Source organism: Kitasatospora sp. NPDC094016 (assembly GCF_040304045.1).
Taxonomy (GTDB): domain Bacteria; phylum Actinomycetota; class Actinomycetes; order Streptomycetales; family Streptomycetaceae; genus Kitasatospora.
In genome coordinates this window covers 196,034-214,199 of sequence record NZ_JBEOUK010000011.1, presented here as the reverse complement: position 1 = coordinate 214,199, position 18,166 = coordinate 196,034, and the positions used below count along the sequence as shown (strand labels likewise).

Sequence of the window (18,166 nt, the reverse complement as noted above, 5' to 3'; positions counted from 1 at the left end):
CCGGGGGTGTCCCGCAACTTCGACCACAAGGTCTCCGCCACCGCCTCACCACCCAGCAGCACCAGCACCGGACGATGCCGACCCTCGTCCAACAGACCGCACTCCACCAGCGCCTGGGCGTAGGAGGGCGTCACGTTGACGACGTCCACCACGTGCTCGGCGCAGTAGTCGGCCAGCTGCTGGGCGTCGCGGCGCAGGGTCTCGTCGAGGACGTGCACCTCGTGCCCCTCGACCAGCCACAGCAACTCCTCCCACGACATGTCGAAGGAGAACGACACCGTGTGCGCGATCCGCAGCCGACGGCCACCGGCCGAGGCCACCACCGGGTCGAAGATCTCCTGCCGGTGGTTCAACTGCATGTTCGTCAGACCCCGGTACGGCGTCACCACACCCTTCGGGCGACCCGTCGACCCCGAGGTGAAGATCACGTACGCCGCCGCGTCCGGGTCGTAGGAGGTCGCGTAGGGCTCGGCGGACAGGCCGGCCAGTTCCTCGCGGACGGTGTCGGCGTCGAGCAGGACGGTGTTGCCGTGATCCGGCACGTGGGCCGCGGCCGTCGTGTCGGTGACCAGGCAGACCGGGGCGGTGTCCTCGACCATGAACGCCAGCCGGTCCACCGGGTAGTCCAGCTCCAACGGCAGGTACGCCGCCCCCGTACGCAGCACCGCGAACAACGACGCCACCATGTCCAGCGAACGCGGCAGACCCAGCGCCACCACCGTCTCCGGACCGGCACCCCGCGCCACGAACAACCGCGCCAACCGGTTCACCCGCGCGTCCAACTCCGCGTACGTCCACGACACGTCGCCCTGCACCAGCGCCACGTCATCCGGCACCAGCACCGCACGCTCCGCCAACAGATCCGCCACCGACGCCTCCGGCAGCTCACGACCCGTCGCCGCCCACTCCCCCAACAACCCACGCTCACCCGACGTCAACACGTCGAGGGCGCGCACCGGCCGGTCGGGGTGGTCGACGATCTGGCCGAGCAGGGAGACCAGGCGCTCGGCGTGCTGCTCCACGACGGCCCGCTCGAACACGTCCGGGCGGAACTTCCACTCGAAGGAGAGCGCCTCGCCGGGGTTGGTGATGAAGATCAGCGGGAAGTGCGTGGCGTCGACGTCCACCACGTCCTGGACGCCGAGGCCCTCCCGGATGCGGTCACGCACGTCCTGGTCCGCGGGCGTGTTGCGGAGCACCTGGAGGGTGTCGAAGAGCCGGCCGAAGCCGGTGCCGCGCTGGATCTCCCCGAGGCCGGTCTGGTGGTGCGCCAGCAGCGCGGTCTGCTCCTCCTGGAGCCGGGTGAGGAAGGCGGCGGCACTCTCGGAGCCGTCCAGCCGGGTGCGCACCGGCACGGTGTTGAGGAACATGCCGATGGTGGCGTCGATGCCGGCCAGTTCGGCCGGGCGGCCGGAGACGGTCGCGCCGAAGACCACGTCCGCCCGGGCGGTCAGCCCGGACAGCAGCAGGCCCCAGGCACCGGAGAGCACGGTGTTGAGGGTCAGGCCGCGCTCCCGGGCGAAGGCCGCGATCCGGGCGGTCAGCTCGGCGGAGATCTCCGCGGTGACCTCCTGCGGCAGCAGCGCGGCCCGCTCCCGGGCCTGCGGCGCGAGCAGGGTGGGCTCCGCCAGACCGGCCAGGGCCGACTGCCAGGCCGCCTTGCCCTGCTCGGTGTCCTGGGCGACCAGCCAGCGCAGGAAGTCGCGGTAGGGCAGGCCGAGTTCGGGGGCCGGCTGCCCGGCGCAGTGCGCCAGCAGCTCCTGGAGGAACAGCCCGGACGACCAACCGTCCCACAGCAGCGCGTGGTTGGTGATCACGATGCGCTGGCCGCCGTCCGGGGCCAGCACGGACACCAGGCGCAGCAGCGGCGGGGCGGCCAGGTCGAAGCGGGTGCCGGCCTCGCGCTCGGTCAGCCGGGCCAGCTCGGCCTCGAACTCCTCGGCGGTGAGCGCCGAGAGGTCGGTCTCGGTGAGCGGCACGTCGACGGCGCGCGGCACGAACTGCAAGGGGCGGCCGGGGCCGTCCTGGAGGAATCCGGCCCGCAGGTTCGGGTGGCGCTCCAGCACCGCGGTGACGGCGGCGCGCAGGGCGTCCAGCGGTATCCGGCGGGTCAGCGTCACCACGTCGCGGGAGGTGTAGACGTCCAGGGCCTGGTCGTCGTACCCCGCCTCGAACAGCAGGCCCTCCTGGAGCGGGGAGACCGGCCAGATCTCCTCGATGTCCAGCCCGGGCGCCACCGCCCGAACGGCGGCGGCCTCGGCCTCGGAGGCGGTCGGCAGTTCGGGCAGCTCGGGGGCCTCGGCGGCGGCCTCGCGGCCGTCGGCGAGGGCGGCCAGGGCGGCGGGGGTGCGCCGTTCGAAGACGTCGCGCGGGCTGAGCGACAGGCCCTCGGCCCGGGCGGCGCCGATCAGGCGGATGGAGGAGATGCTGTCGCCGCCGAGGCGGAAGAAGTCGTCCTCGGCACCGGTCGCGGGCAGGCCCAGGACCTCGGCGTACAGCTCGCACAGCAGCCGCTCGGTCTCCGTCTCGGCCTCGCGGCCGGCCGACACCCCGGTGTAGTCGAGGGCGTCGTCGGGCAGGGCCTTGCGGTCGAGCTTGCCGTTGACGGTCAGCGGCAGCGCGTCCAGCACGGCGAACGCCGAGGGGACCATGTACTCGGGCAGGCGGTCGGCCACGGCCCGGTGCAGGGCCTCGGTGTCCAGGCTCGCGCCCGGGGCGGGCACCAGGTAGGCGACCACCCGGTCGACGGCGCCGCGGCGCACCAGCACGGCGCTGTGCGCCACGCCGGGCTGCTCGCCGAGCAGGGCCTCGATCTCGCCGAGCTCGATCCGGTAGCCGCGGACCTTGACCTGGTCGTCCACCCGGCCGAGGTAGTCGATGGTGCCGTCGGCGCGGCGCCGGACCAGGTCGCCGGTGCGGTACATCCGCTCGCCCGGCTCGCCGAACGGGTCCGCGACGAACCGCTCGGCGGTCAGGCCGGGCCGGTCCAGGTAGCCGCGGGCCAGTTGCACACCGGCCAGGTACAGCTCGCCGGGGGCGCCTGCGGGCACGTGCCGCAGCAGGGCGTCCAGGACGTAGGCACGGCCGCCGGCCAGCGGGCGCCCCACGCTCGGGGTGTCGCTGTCGGCGAGGTCGGCGAGCAGGGCGTCGACGGTGAACTCGGTCGGGCCGTAGTAGTTGAGGACGGTCACCCCGGACTCGGCCCGCAGCCTGGTCCAGAGCGGCTCGGGCAGCGCCTCGCCGCCGAGCAGCAGGACCGGCGGGCGGTGCTCACCGGCCAGCAGGCCCGAGTCGAGCAGCTGCTGGGCGTAGCTGGGGGTGACGTCCAGGGCGTGGACGCGCTGCGCGCGGGTGTAGGCGACGACCGCCTCGGCGTCGCGCCGGTCCTCCTCGCCGAGGATGTGCAGCTCATGGCCGCCGACCAGCCAGATCAGCTGCTCCCACGAGGAGTCGAAGGAGAACGAGGCGGTGTGCAGGGCCCGCAGCCGGAACAGCCCGGCGGCGGCCAGGGCGGCGGCGAAGGGGCCGTGGAGGTGGTCATGGGTCAGGTTGGCGAGGCCCCGGTGGGTGACGACGACGCCCTTGGGGCGCCCGGTGGACCCGGAGGTGTGGATGATGTAGGCGGCCTGGTCCGGGTGGACGGGGCCGCCGCGCTCGGTGTCGCCGACCGGGCCGTCCGGCAGGGCGGCGAGTGCGGCCGCGGTCTCCGGGGCGTCGAGCAGCAGGACGGTCGTGCCGGGCAGTTCGGGCAGCCGGCGGGCGACGGCCGTGGTGGTCAGCAGCACGGCCGGGCGGGCGTCGTCGAGCAGCAGGGCGAGCCGCTCGTCCGGGTGGTCGAGGTCGAGCGGCAGGTAGGCGCCGCCGGAGCGGAGCACCGCGAGGATCGCGGTGACGGTCTCGGTGGAGCGGGGCAGGGCGATCGCCGCGACGCGGTCGGCGCCGAGGCCCCGGCACAGCAGGAGGCGGGTCAGCCGGTCGGCGGCGGCGTCCAGCCCGCCGAAGGTCTCGGTCGCCGGGGCGCCGGTGAGGGTCGGGCCGACCAGAGCGAGGGCGGCGGGCGTGCGGCCGGCCTGGGCGGCGAACAGGTCGGCGACGGTGCCGGCCGGCACCTCGTGCACCGGGCCGGACAGGGTCGCGGGCAGGGCGGCGCGCTCGGCCGGGTCCAGCAGGTCCAGCCGGGCCAGCGGGGTGTCCGGGTCGGCGGCGAAGGCGGCCAGCAGCGCCACGAAGCGGTCGGCCAGGCCCTCGGCCTCGGCCGCGGTGAAGAGGTCGGGCCGGTACTCGAGTTCGACGCGCAGTTCGGTGCCGGGCAGCACGGTGAGGCCGAGCGGGTAGTGGGTGGCGTCGCGGGCGCCGAGCCCGGTGACGGCGAGGCCGTCGGCGGTGCCGAGGGTCTCGCGCAGGGCGTCGCCGCCGCCCTGGTAGTTCTCCACCACGAGGAGGGTGTCGAAGAGGTCGCCCTGGACGGCGCTGCGGCGCTGGATCGCGCCGAGGCCGAGGTGCTGGTGGGCCATCAGCCCGGCCTGCTCGTGCTGGACCGCGGCGGCGGTGGCGGCCAGGGTGGCGCCGGGGGCGAGCCGGACCCGGACCGGGACGGTGTTGATGAACAGGCCGACCATGGACTCGGCGCCGGGGAGGTCGTCGGGGCGGCCGGAGACGGTGGTGCCGAAGACCACGTCGGCGGTGCCGGTGAGCGAGCCGACCAGGACGCCCCAGAGGGTGTGGGCGACGTTGCCGAGCGTCAGACCGCGGCCGCGCGCGGCCGCGGCGATGCGCTCGGACAGCTCGGGGGCGGCGTACCGGGTGACCAGTCCGGACTCCGCGGCCGTGGCGGCGGTGGCGCCGGGGGCCACCGGACGGGCCTCCTCGAAGCCCTCCAGGGCCCGCGTCCACGCCTGCTCGGCGGCGGTGGTGTCCCGGGTGGCGAGCAGGGCGAGGTGGTCCTTGTACGGGCGGGCCGCCGGGAGCACCGAGGCGTCGCCGGAGGAGCCGTAGAGGGCGAGCAGCTCGCGGAAGACGATCGGCATCGACCAGCCGTCGAGCAGCAGGTGGTGGCAGGTCAGGACCAGGCGGGCACGGCCCTCGCCGAGGCGGAGCAGGGCCAGCCGCAGCAGCGGCGGGGCGTCGAGGTCGAAGCGGCGGTGCCAGTCCTCGTCCATGGCCGCGGTGACGGCGGCGTCCTGGGCCCCGCCGGTGAGCGCCGTCAGGTCGACCTCGCGCAGCGGGGTGTCCACGGTGCGCTGGACGAACTGGACGACGGCCTCGGGGTCCTCGTACCAGAAGCCGGCCCGCAGGTTGGCGTGCCGGGCGAGCAGGGCGTCCAGGGCGGCGGCGAGGCGCGCGGTGGCGATCGGGCCGGCCAGGTCCAGGTGCGACTGGACGACGTAGACGTCGCGGGCCCGGTCGTCGTAGAGGGCGTGGAAGAGCAGGCCCTCCTGGAGGGAGGAGAGCGGGTACACGTCCTCCAGGTCCGCCGCGGTCGCGGCCTGCGGGTCGTCGATCGGGGCGGTGGAGTCGTTCATCACGGTCTTCTCGGTCCTGGGGTCGGTGGGGAGGTGGTGGTCGGTCGGGACGGGCGGCGGCGCCTCGGGGTTCACCGGCGGCGCCGGCCGCGCAGTCGGGACTCCAGCCGGTCGATCTGGGCCTGCTTCAGCGAGACGAGGCTGAGGTCGGAGGGGGTGATCCCGCCCGCCGCGCCGCCGGCCGTGTGCCGGGCGAGGGCGTCCAGGGCGGCGAACCAGGCGTCGGCGAGCCGGGTGACCTCCGCCTCGGTGAGCAGGGCCTGCGGCCAGCTCCACTCGACGGCCAGTTCGGGCCGTCCGTCGGCGCCGGGGCGCACCACCGCGTCGATCTCCAGCGGGTAGCCGGCGGCCATCGACGGGTCGGGCGCGGCCCCGGCCGCGACCGCGGCCCGCTCGGCCTGCGGGGCGAGCGGCCAGCCGCCGAGCGTGCCGCCCGTCCCGCCGGTGCGGCCCCGGTAGTTGAAGAGCAGCTGCGAGCGGGGCGCGGCGGCCAGCAGCGGCGCGGTCTGCGCGTTGAGGTGGCGCAGCAGTCCGAAGCCGAGGCCCTTGTCGGGGGCGGCCCGCAGCTGCTCCTTGACCTGCTTGAGGACCTGGCCGGCGGCCGGGCCGCCGGTGAGCGCGGCGGCGGGGTCGAGCCCGGCGAGGTCGAGCCGGACGGGGTGGACGGTGGTGAACCAGCCGACGGTGCCCGCGAGGTCGGGGGCGGATCCGCCGTGGCCGCCGCGGCCGTGCCCCTCCAGGTCGATCTGGAGGGCCGGGGCCGCGTCCGGGTGGGCGGTGGCCACGCCGAGCGCCAGACCGGCGAGCAGCACGTCGTCGACGCCGGCCCCGAAGGCCTCGGGCACGTCGGTGAGCAGCGGGGCGGTGCGCTCCGCCGGGAGCGTGCGGCGCAGGGTGCGCACGGTCGCGACGGTGTCGCGCCCCGGGTCGGCGGCGAGCCCGGCGAGCGGTCCGGGCGGCCCCGCCAGCGCGGTGCGCCAGTGGGCGGTCTCGGCCGTCCGGGCGCGTTCCTGGGCGTGCGTCAGCAGGTGCTCGGACCAGGCGCGCAGGCCGTACGCCTCGGGTTCGAGGGCGGGCCTGCCGCCGCCCGCCAGGGCCTGGTAGGCGGCGGCGAGGTTGGGCAGCAGGGTGCGCCAGGAGACGCCGTCCACGGCGAGGTGGTGCACGGTCAGCAGCAGTCGGCCGTCCCGGGCGTCGCCGGTGTCGAACCAGACGGCGCGCAGCACGCGCCCGGCGGCGGGGTCGAGCGCGGCGGCGCTCGCGTCGGCCTCGCGGGTCAGCGCCGCGGTGAGGTCGCCGCCGCCCCGGGCGTCGACCCGGCGCAGGGTGTCCGCCTCGGTGGCGGCGGGGGCCTGGTCGGCCGGGAGGATCTCCTGGGTCCACAGGCCGTCGGTCCGGTCCAGGCGCAGGCGCAGGGCCGGGTGGTGGGCGGCCAGGGCGGCCAGGGCCGCGCGCAGCGGCTCCTCCCGCAGACCGGCCGGGACGGCGAGCAGCACCGACTGGTTGAAGCGGTCGACGGGGCCGCCGCGTTCGCGCAGCCAGTGCACCACCGGCAGGGCGGGCAGCTCGCCGTCCGCGCTGCGCGCGGCGGCGGGGGCCTGCGCGGCGGCGGGGGCGGCGCTCGCCAGCCCCTTGGCCTCGGCCAGGGCGGCCGGCGTCGGGTGCTGGAAGACGTCCTTGGCGGCGAGGTCGAATCCGGCCTTGCGGGCGCGGCTGATCAGCTGGATCGAGACGATGCTGTCGCCGCCGAGGGCGAAGAAGTTCTCGTCCTCGCCGACCTCGGCCAGGCCGAGCACCTCGGCGAACACCCGGGCGAGGGCCGCGGCCGGGGAGGAGCCGACGGCCGACGGGGCGGCCGGTGCGGTGTGGCGGCCGGGTGCCGGCAGGGCCTTGCGGTCGAGCTTGCCGTTGACGCTCAGCGGCAGCGCGTCCAGGACGGTCAGCACGGCGGGCACCATGTGCTCGGGCAGGACGGCGGCGACGGCCGCGCGCACGCCCTCGGGCGCCACACCCGCCCCGGCCTGCGGGACGACGTAGCCGAGCAGTTGGCGGGCGCCGCCCTCGGTGAGGGCGCGGGCGGTGACGGCCGCCTGGGCGACGCCGGGCACGGCGGCGAGGGCGGCCTCGATCTCGCCGAGCTCGATGCGGAAGCCGCGGACCTTGACCTGGTCGTCGGTACGGCCCAGGTACTCGATCTCGCCGTCGATGCGGCGGCGCACCAGGTCGCCGGTGCGGTACATCCGCTCGCCGCCGGCGCCGAACGGGTCGGCGACGAAGCGGCCGGCGGTCAGGCCGGGGCGGCCGAGGTAGCCGCGGGCCAGCTGGACACCGGCCAGGTAGAGCTCGCCGGGCACGCCGACCGGGACGGGCCTCAGCCGGGCGTCGAGCACGTGCAGACGGGTGTTCCAGACCGGGCGGCCGATCGGGACGACGCCGGAGCCGGCCCACGCCCGGTGGTAGGTGACGTCGACGGCGGCCTCGGTGGGGCCGTAGAGGTTGTGCAGCTCGATCTGCGGCCACCGGGCGAGGAAGCGGTCCACGGCGGCGGCGGGCAGGGCCTCGCCGGAGCAGAAGACCCGGTTCACGCCCGCGAAGGACTGCCCGACGGTCGCGTCCTGCTCGGCGGCGCCGGTGAAGGCGGTGAGCATCGAGGGCACGAAGTGGCAGGCGGTGACGGCCTCCCGGGCGGCCAGGGCGGCCAGGTACTCCGGCTCGCGGTGGCCGCCGGGGCGGGCCAGCACCACGCGGGCGCCGCTGACCAGCGGCAGGAAGAACTCCCAGACGGACACGTCGAAGCTGGCCGGCGTCTTCTGCAGGATGCGGTCGGCCGCGGTGATCCCGTAGACCTCGCGCATCCAGTCGAGCCGGTTGACGATCGCCCGGTGGGTGACCACGACGCCCTTGGGGCGCCCGGTGGAGCCGGAGGTGAAGATGACGTACGCGGCGTGGTCGGCGTCCGGGGCGGTGGGCGTCACGGGCACCGGCGCCTGGGCGTCGACGGTGAGCACCGGCACGCCGGGCACGGCGGGCAGGGCGGCCTCCAGGCCGGGCGCGGTGAGCACGCACACCGGGGCGGCGTCCTCGACCATGCCGGTCAGGCGCTCGGGCGGGTACTCGGTGTCCAGCGGCAGGTAGGCGGCGCCGGACTTGAGGACGGCGAGCAGGGCGACCATCAGCTCGGCCGAGCGCGGGACGGCGACGGCGACGATCCGGTCCGGCCCGGCCCCGGCGACGGCCAGCGCCCCGGCGAGCCGCGCGGCGCGCTCGTCCAGCTCGCGGTAGGTCAGCGTGGTGCCTTCGAAGACCACGGCGACCGCGTCGGGGGTGGCGGCGGTGCGTTCGGCGATCCGGTCGAGCAGGGTGCCCTCGCGCACCGCGATGGCGGTGGCGTTCCACTCCCCCGCCAGGCCGCGGCGTTCCTGCGCGGCGGTCGGCTCGATCCGGCCGACCGGCTGCCCGGGGGCTGCGAAGGCCTGCTCCATGACGCGCAGCAGGCGGGCGCCGAACAGCCGCGCGGTGGCACGGTCGAAGAGGTCCTCGGCGTGGATGACGGTCAGGTCGGTGAACGCGCCGTCGGCGGACTCCACGAACGTGAACGCGAGGTCGAAGCGGGCCGCGTGGACGGGGTCGGGCAGCAGGGCGGTGCGGGCGCCGAGCAGCCGGTCCAGGCCGTCGGCCTCCCGGCGGTGCTGGACCATCACCTGGAACAGCGGGTGGCGGCCGAGCGAGCGCTCGGGGTTGACGATCTCCACCAGCCGGTCGAACGGCAGGTCCTGGTGGGCCAGCGCGCCGAGCACGCTCTCCCGGGAGCGGGCGACGAGCGCGTCGAAGGACGGGTCGCCGGACAGGTCGTGCCGCAGGACGAGGGTGTTGACGAAGAAGCCGACCACGGACTCCAGCACCTCGTCGGCGCGGCCCGCGACGGGCGTGCCGAGCGCGACGTCGGTGGTGCCGGCCAGCTTGCCGAGCAGCAGCGCGGCGGCGGCCTGGGTGACCATGAACGGCGTGGCCCCGGTGCGCCGGGCGTAGTCGCGCAGCGCGGTGTGCAGGTCCTCGGGCAACCGCAGCCGCACGGCGCCGCCGCGGCCGCTGGCCTCGGCCGGGCGGGCCCGGTCGGTGGGCAGCGTCAGCTCGGCGGGCAGGCCGGCCAGCCGCTCGGTCCAGTAGCGGGTCTGGTCCGCGGCCGGCAGCCCGGCCTGCCACAGTGCGTGGTCGGCGTACTGCAGCGGCAGCGGGGCGAACTGCGGGGCCCGGCCGGCGCGTCGCGCGGCGTAGGCGAGGTCGAGGTCGCGCAGCAGCACGCCCTCGGACCACTCGTCGCCGGCGATGTGGTGCAGCGCGATGCTGAGCACGTGCCGGGCGGGCCCGGCGGTCAGCAGGGTGGCCCGCACCGGTATCTCGGTGCCCAGGTCGAAGGCGTACGCGCCCGCGGCGGCGGTCTCCACGTCCAGCCGGCGCCCGGGGACCTCGGTGACGGTGAACGGCGTTCCGGCCGTCTGCGGGTCGAGGATGTGCTGGTACGGGCGCCCGTCGTGGTCGGGGAAGACGGTGCGCAGCGCCTCGTGCCGTGCCAGCACGTCGCCGAAGGCGGCCCGCAGGGCGTCCACGTCCAGCTCGCCGTCGATCCGCAGCGCGCAGGGGATGGTGTAGGCGGTGCTGGGGCCCTGGAGGCGGTACAGGAACCAGAGCCGGGCCTGGGCCGCGGACAGCGGGATCCGCTCGGGGCGCGGCCCGGCGGCCGGTGCGGTGCGGGCGTCGTCCCCACCGTCCAGGCGGGTGGCGAAGGCGGCGGCCGTACGGGTCTCGAACAGGTCGCGGATGGCGACGTCCGTGCCGAGGGCGGCGCGCAGCCGGCCGATCACCCGGGTGGCGAGCAGCGAGTGGCCGCCGAGCAGGAAGAAGTCGTCGTCGACGCCGACCGCGGGCAGGCCGAGCACGTCGGCGTAGACGCCGCAGATCACGGCCTCCCGCTCGGTGCGCGGGGCGCGCCCGGCGGGGGCGGCGTAGGCGTCGGCCTCGGGCTCGGGCAGGGCCTGCCGGTCCAGCTTGCCGTTGACGTTCAGCGGCAGGGCGGCCAGCGGGACGATCGCGGCCGGGACGAAGTACTCGGGCAGGGTGTCGGCGAGCGCCTTGCGCAGGACGGCGGGGTCGGCGACGGCGCCGGGGGCCGCGACGACGTAGCCGACCAGGCGCTTGACGCCGCCGGTGCCCGTGCGGGCCAGCACGGCCGCCTGCGCGATGCCGGGCTGGGCGGCGAGCGCGGCCTCGACCTCGCCGGGTTCGACGCGGAAGCCGCGGATCTTCACCTGGTCGTCGTCGCGGCCCAGGTAGTCGAGGCTGCCGTCGGCGCGGTGGCGCACCAGGTCGCCGGTGCGGTACATGCGCTCGCCGGGTGCGCCGAACGGGTCGGCGACGAAGCGGCTCGCGGTGAGCGCGGGCCGGTTGCCGTAGCCGCGGGCCAGGCCCGGGCCGGCGATGTACAGCTCGCCCGCGACCCCGGCCGGGACGGGCCGCAGCCGGGCGTCCAGCACGTAGACCCGGGTGTTGCCGATCGGGCGGCCGACGAACGGGGTGGGGCTCTCGTCCAGGGCGGCGCCGAGGGTGTCGACGGTGTACTCGGTGGGGCCGTAGAAGTTGTGGCCGAGCACGCCCTCGGTCTCCCGGATCCGGGCCCACAGGGCGTCGCCGACGGCCTCGCCGCCGACCAGGAAGAGCAGCGGGCGGTGCTGCTCGGAGTCCAGCAGGCCCCACTCGACGAGTTGCTGGCCGAAGGACGGGGTGACGTCCAGGGTGTCGATGCGGTCGGCGAGCAGCCGCCCGACCAGGGCTTGCGGGTCGCGGCGCAGGTCCTCGCCGTAGACGTGCAGTTCGTGGCCGCGGATCAGCCAGAGCAGCTGTTCCCAGGAGGAGTCGAAGGAGAACGAGGCGGTGTGCGCGGCGCGCAGGCGCCGTCCGCCGGCGAGCGCGACGGCCCGGGCGAACACGGTGTTGCCGTGGTGCTCCAGCATGTTGGCCAGGCCGCGGTGCGGCACCTGCACGCCCTTGGGGCGGCCGGTGGAGCCGGAGGTGTGGATGACGTACGCGAGGTCGTCGGGGTGCGGGCGCGCCGGTTCGGCGTCGAGCGTGCCGAGTTCGGCGAGGGTGACGACGCCCTGCCCGTGGGTGGCGAGCACCGGGTGGCGCTCGGCCACCTCGGGCGTGGTCAGGGTGAGCAGCGGATCGGCGTCCTCCAGCATGAGCGCGATCCGCTCGTCCGGGTGGTCGAGGTCGATCGGCAGGTAGGCGGCGCCGGAGGCGAGGACGCCGAGCAGGGCGGCGACCAGGTCGGCGGAGCGCGGCAGGGCCAGTGCCACGACCCGGCCCGGGCCGGCGCCGAGCGCGGCGAGGTGGCGGGCGGTGCGGGTGACGCGCTCGGCGAGCTCGTCGTAGCGGAGCCGCTGGTCGCCGTGGACGACGGCGGTCTGCTCGGGCGTCTCGGCCGCGCGGGCCGTGAAGGCGTCGACGACGGTGCCCTCGGGCACGGCCCGGGCGGTGGCGTTCCACTCCTCCAGGACGGTGCGGCGCTCGGCCGGGGAGAGGATCTCCAGCGCGCCGACCGTGGTGTCCGGGGTGGTGGCGATCGCGGTGAGCAGCCGCAGCAGCCGCTCGCCGACGGCGCCGGCCTGTTCGGCGGTGAACACGTCGGGGCGGTACTCCACCGTCAGCTGCGGTGCCTCGCCGGGCAGGGTGAGCACGGTGAGCGGGTAGTGGGTGGCGCCGCGGTTGCCGATCCCGGCGACGCGCAGGCCGCGGGAGGTGAGGTGCTCGGGGTCGACGGGATAGTTCTCGAAGACCAGCAGGGTGTCGAAGAGGGTGCCGTGGCCGGCCAGGGCCTGGATGTCGGCGAGGCCGAGGTACTGGTGGTCGAGCAGGGCGGACTGCTGGGTCTGGAGGCGGACCAGTGCCTCGCCCACCGGCTCGTCGTCGCGGGGGTCGAAGCGCACCGGGACGGTGTTGCTGAACAGGCCGACCATGGACTCCACGCCCGGCAGGTCGCCGGGGCGGCCGGAGACGGTGGCGCCGAAGACGACGTCGCTCCGGCCGGTGAGGCGGCCGAGCAGGATCGCCCAGGCGCCCTGCACCAGGGTGTTGAGGGTCAGGCCGTGCTCGCGGGCGGTCGCGGTCAGCGCGGCGGACAGCTCGGCCGGGATCGGCAGGTCGATCTCGCTGCCGGCGGCGGCCGGCCCGGCGGCGGGGGCGCCGAGGCCGTCGGCGAGCAGGGTCGGCCCGGCGAGGCCGGCCAGCGCCTGCCGCCAGGCCGCGGCGTCGGCGTCGGCGTCGCGGGCGGCCAGCCAGCCGAGGTGGTCGGCGTACGGGGCGGCGGCGGGCAGGGCGTCGGCGCTTCCGCCCGCGCCGTAGGCGGTGATGAGCTCGCGCAGCAGCACGGGCGTGGACCAGCCGTCCATCACGATGTGGTGGCGGGTCAGCAGCAGGCGGTGGTGCTCCGGGCCGAGCGCGATCAGGGCGCAGCGCACCAGCGGCGGCCGGGCCAGGTCGAAGCGGCGGGAGGCCTCGGAGTCCTCGATGCGGGAGGTCTCGGCGTCCTGCCGGTCGGCGGGCAGCGCGGTGAGGTCGTGTTCGGTCCACGGGACGCGGACCCGGCCGGCGACCAGTTGGAGCGGCTCGCCGGAGCCCGCGCCCGGGAAGCCGGCGCGCAGCGCGGTGTGCCGGTTGACGACCTCGTCGACGGCCCGCACCAGGGCGGTGGTGTCGAGCGGGCCCCGCAGGTCGAGGGAGGTGAGCGAGGTGTAGAGGTCGTCGGCGCCCTGCTCGTCCTGGAGGAGGGCGTGGAAGAGCAGGCCGTCCTGGAGCGGGGAGAGCGGCAGGACGTCGCGGGTGTCGGGGTGGTCGGCGGCGATGCGGTCGAGGGCCGCCTGGGTGACCGGGACCAGCGGCACGTCGGAGGGCGTCAGGCCGCCGGCGTCGGGACGGGCGGCGTAGCGGGTGAGGGCGTCCAGGTGGGCGAACCAGTCCTCGGCGATGCCGCGGACCGTGCTCTCGCCGAACACGCCCTGGGGCCAGGAGAGCTGGACGGTCAGCTCGGGGCCGTCGGCGCCGTCGTGGACGAAGGCGCCGATCTCCAGCGCGTGGGCGCAGGGCAGGCCCGCGTCGGCGGAGGCGGTGATGGCGTCCCCGGCCTCCGGGGCGACGGCCCACTCCTCACCGGTGGTGGCGAAGCGGCCGAGGTAGTTGAAGAGCAGTTGGGGCTCGGCGAGGTCGGCGAGCGCGGTCGCCGAGGCCGGGTCGAGGCGGCGCAGCAGGCCGTAGCCGGAGCCGGCGTTGGGCAGGGCGCGCAGTTGCTCCTTGACCAGGGCGAGGGCGCGGCCGGCGGCCGGGCCGCCGGCGAGGGCGGCCTCGGGGTCGATGCCGGTCAGGTCGAGGCGGGCGGGGAACTCGCTGGTGAGCCAGCCGACGGTGCGGGCGGTGTCGGCGCCGGGCACGAGCACGTCCTCGCGGCCGTGGCCCTCCAGGCGGATCAGCAGGTCGGGGCGGGCGTCGGCGCCCAGGCGCGCCCGGCGCCGGGCGAGCAGGGCGAGGGTCAGCGCGGTGAGGAGGACGTGGTCGACCCCGGCCCGGTGGGTGGCGGGGACGGCGCCGAGCAGCGGCGCGGTGCGCTCGGCCGGCAGGGTCAGCCGCAGGCGGCGGGTGGTGGCGGCGGTGTCGCGGACGGCGTCCAGCGGGCGCTCGCCCAGGAGCGGTCCGCTGCCGTCGGCCAGCACGGCCTGCCAGAGCGGGAGTTCGGCGCGGACGCGGTCGCCGGTGGCGGCCTCGGCGAGTCCGGTGGTCCAGGCGCGCAGCGGCGTGCCGACCGGCTCCAGGGCCCGGCCGTGGTAGGCGGCGTGCAGGTCGGGCAGCAGGATGCGCCAGGAGACGCCGTCGACGGCGAGGTGGTGCGCGGCGAGGACGAGCAGGCCGGGGGCGTCGGCCCCCGCGTCCAGGTGCACGGCCTGGAGGACGACGCCGAGTTCGGGGTCGAGGCGGTCGGCGGCGGCCTCGCGCTCGATGGCGGCGGCGGTGGCCAGTTCGTCGGGGGTGACCCGCAGGTGGCGCAGCCGGTCGACGGCGGGCGCGGAGCCGGCCGGGCGGACCTCCTGGGTCCAGCCGCCGTCCTCGGCGACGTGCAGGCGCAGGCGCAGCGCGTCGTGGTGGTCGGTCAGGGTGTCCAGGGCGGCCGCGAGGCGCTGCGGGTCGAGGCCGGCCGGCACGGTGACGACGGTGTGCTGGCCGAACCGGGCGACGGGCCCGCCGCGCTCGCGCAGCCACTCGCTGATCGGGGTGGTGGGCAGGGCGCCGACGGCCTCGACGGCGGGCCGGTCGGCCGGGCCGTCGGTGGCGGTCTCGGCGACCGAGGCGATCCGGGCGACCGTGCGCTTGTCGAACACCACGCGCGGGGTGATCCGGAATCCGGCGCGCCTGGCCCGGCTGCCGAGCTGGATCGCGGAGATGCTGTCGCCGCCGAGTGAGAAGAAGTTGTCGTCGACGCCGACCTGGTCGCCGGGCAGGCCGAGGACCTCGGCGACGAGCGCGGCCAGGATCTGCTCCGCGTCGGTGCGCGGGGCGCCGCCGCCGTCGGTGCGCCCGGACGCCGGGGCGGGCAGGGCCTTGCGGTCGAGCTTGCCGTTGAGGCTCAGCGGCAGGGCGTCGAGGCCGACCAGGACGGCCGGGACCATGTGTTCGGGCAGGGTGCGGGCGAGTTCGGCGCGCAGCGCCTCGGGGTCGGCGGGTGCGGGCACGACGTAGCCGACGAGCTGGCGGGCGCCGCCGGCGGTCAGTTCGCGGGCCGTCACGGCCGCCTGGACGGTGCCGGGCAGGGCCTCCAGGGCGGCCTCGATCTCACCGAGCTCGATGCGGAAGCCGCGGACCTTGACCTGGTCGTCGGTGCGGCCCAGGTACTCCACGGTGCCGTCGGGAGCCCGGCGGACCAGGTCGCCGGTGCGGTACATCCGCTCGCCGCCGGTGCCGAACGGGTCGGCGACGAAGCGGCCGGCGGTCAGGCCGGGGCGGCCGAGGTAGCCGCGGGCCAGCTGGACACCGGCCAGGTAGAGCTCGCCGGGCACGCCGACCGGGACGGGCCTCAGCCGGGCGTCGAGCACGTACAGGCGGGTGTTCCAGACCGGGCGGCCGATCGGGACGACGCCGACGGCGGGGGCGGTGTGGTGGTAGGTGACGTCGACGGCGGCCTCGGTGGGGCCGTAGAGGTTGTGCAGGGGGACGCCGGGGAGGGCGGCGTACCACCGGTCGACGACGTCGCCGGGCAGGGCCTCGCCGGAGCAGAAGGCGCGCCGCAGCCCGGCGCACCGCTCGGCGGCCGAGGGCTCCTCCAGGAAGGCGCGCAGCATGGAGGGCACGAAGTGCAGGGTGGTGACGCGCTGTTCGGCGATCAGCGCGGCGAGGTAGGCGGGGTCCTTGTGCCCCTCGGGCCGGGCGAAGACGACGGCGGCGCCCTCGCACAGCGCCCAGAAGAACTCCCAGACCGAGACGTCGAAGCTGGCCGGGGTCTTCTGCAGGACGCGGTCCTGCGCGTCCAGCCGGTAGGCGTGCTGCATCCAGGCGAGCCGGTTGACGATGGCCCGGTGGGTGACCACGACGCCCTTGGGGCGCCCGGTGGAGCCGGAGGTGAAGATGACGTACGCGGCGTGCTCGGGCGAGGGCGCGGGCAGCGGTGTCGTGGCGTCGCCGTCGGCGGCCGCCTCGGTGGTGAGGGCGAGGGCCCGGGCGGCCTCGGGCAGGCGGTCGAGCAGCGCCGGGACGGTGAGGACGCGCACCGGGGCGGCGTCCTCCACCATGAGGGCCAGCCGGTCGGCCGGGTAGTCGGCGTCCAGCGGCAGGTAGGCGGCGCCGGACTTGAGGACGGCGAGCAGGGCGACCATCAGCTCGGCCGAGCGCGGGACGGCGACGGCGACGATCCGGTCCGGCCCGGCCCCGGCGGCGACCAGGGTGCGGGCCAACGCGTCGGAGCGGGCGGCGAGTTCGGCGTAGCTGAGGGTGCGGTCCTCGGCGACCACGGCGACCGCGTCCGGGGTGGCGGCGGCGCGCTCGGCGATCCGGCTCACCAGGGTGCCCTCGCGGACCTCGCGGGCGGTGTCGTTCCAGCGCCGGAGGTCCTGGACCTCCTGGTCGGAGAGCAGCGGCAGCGTGCCCAGCGGGCGGTCGGGCTCGGCGGCCAGGCGGGCCAGCAGCGCGGCGAACCGGTCGGCGTGGCGGGCGAGTTCGTCGGCGCCGTAGAGCAGGGGGTTGGCGTCGAGCTCCAGCACCAGGCGGTTGTCGGGGGTCTTCACCACCGACAGCGCGAGGTCGTCCACCGGTCCGGAGGCGAGGTTCACGGGGGCGCCGGGCAGGCCCGCGAAGTCGAGGTCGAGGTCGAACGGCTTGATGTTGAGCATCGGCCCGTACAGTCGTCCGTCGGTGCCGACCAGGCCGAGGTCGCGGCGGATCTCCTCGCCGCGGTGGAGCTGGTGGCGGCGGACGGCCTTGAGTTCGTCGGCGGACCGGCGCAGCAGGGCGTCGAAGGTGTCCGTGCCGGTGACGGGCAGCCGCACGGGCAGGATGTTGACGGCCATGCCCGGGACGCGCAGGGCGCCCGGGGCGGTGCGCGCCATGACGTGCAGGCCGAGGACGGCGTCGGTGGTGCCGGTCATCCGGTGGAGGTAGGCGGCGAACGCGGCGTTCGCCGCCTCCGCCCACGTCGCCTTGGCGGCCCGCGCGGCGGTGAGGACCGTCGCGCTCTGCGCGGCCGTCAGCTCGGCCCGATGGCGCAGGGCGGCGGGGGCGGCCGCGGCGGTGCGCTCGGTGAGGCCGAGGACGGCCGGGCGGTCCGCGAAGCGCTCGGTCCAGTAGGCGCGGTCGGCCCCGGCCTGCTCGGAGGCGAGGTAGTCGCGTTCGGCCGCGGCGAGCAGGGCGGTGGGGCGGAACGGGCTGTCGGGGACGTCCGTCGCGGTGGCGAGCGCGGTGTAGACCTCGGCGACGCGGCGGCTGAACAGGGCCACGGAGTAGCCGTCGATGACGAGGTGGTGGAACCACTGGAACCACAGGTGGTCGTCCGGGCCGACCCGGACCAGCAGCGAGCCGGTGAGCGGGCCGGCGTCCGGGCCCTCCAGGAGGGTGGGGACGGCCAGTTGCTCGCGGACCAGGGCCACCGCGGCGGCGACCGGGTCGGTGGCGCCGCTGGTGTCGAGGCGCGGCAGGCCCCAGGCGTCGGCGTCGAAGCGGCCGGGCAGTGCGACGGTGCGGCCACCGTGCTCGGCGAGCCGCAGGTGCAGGCCGTCGGCCTCGGCGAGGGTGCGACGCAGCGCGCCCTCCAGGAGGGCCTCGTCGAGGGCCCCGGTGATGCGCACGTACTGCCCGACGTTGTAGGCCGGGTTGTCCGGGTCGATCCGTTGCGCGGCGAGGATTCCCGCCTGGGCCGCCGTCAGCTCCTGGGGAGCGTCCTGCTCGGCCTGCGTGGTCGTCGTGCCAGCCATGGGTCGACCCTTCCCGGTTCCGCCGCCCCGCCGGCCGTGCCGGCCCGGGGTGCTCGTGCGCTCGGTGCGATGAGGTGGTGTCCGCGTCCGGGCGGGCGCACGAGGTGCGGCCGCCCGGACGCGGTGGGGCCGGAGGCCCTTGAC

2 protein-coding genes are annotated in these 18,166 nt (G+C 76.4%); both read right to left on the bottom strand.

Annotation, left to right across the window (positions count from 1 at the left end; genetic code table 11):
• Positions 1–5,597: non-ribosomal peptide synthetase (locus ABT015_RS14045; RefSeq protein WP_350879191.1), on the bottom strand; the 5,597-nt coding region annotated here is incomplete at its 3' end.
• Entirely contained in the window at positions 5,594–18,022 is a 12,429-nt protein-coding gene (locus tag ABT015_RS14040; RefSeq protein ID WP_350879189.1) for a non-ribosomal peptide synthetase, read from the bottom strand. The genes ABT015_RS14040 and ABT015_RS14045, both read right to left, overlap by 4 nt.
• Between the last annotated feature and the right edge of the window lie 144 nt (positions 18,023–18,166).

Coding starts and splice junctions, on each gene's coding strand:
- ABT015_RS14040 (WP_350879189.1), bottom strand. CDS start 18,022: ATGGCTGGCACGACGACCACGCAGGCCGAGCAGGACGCTCCCCAGGAG.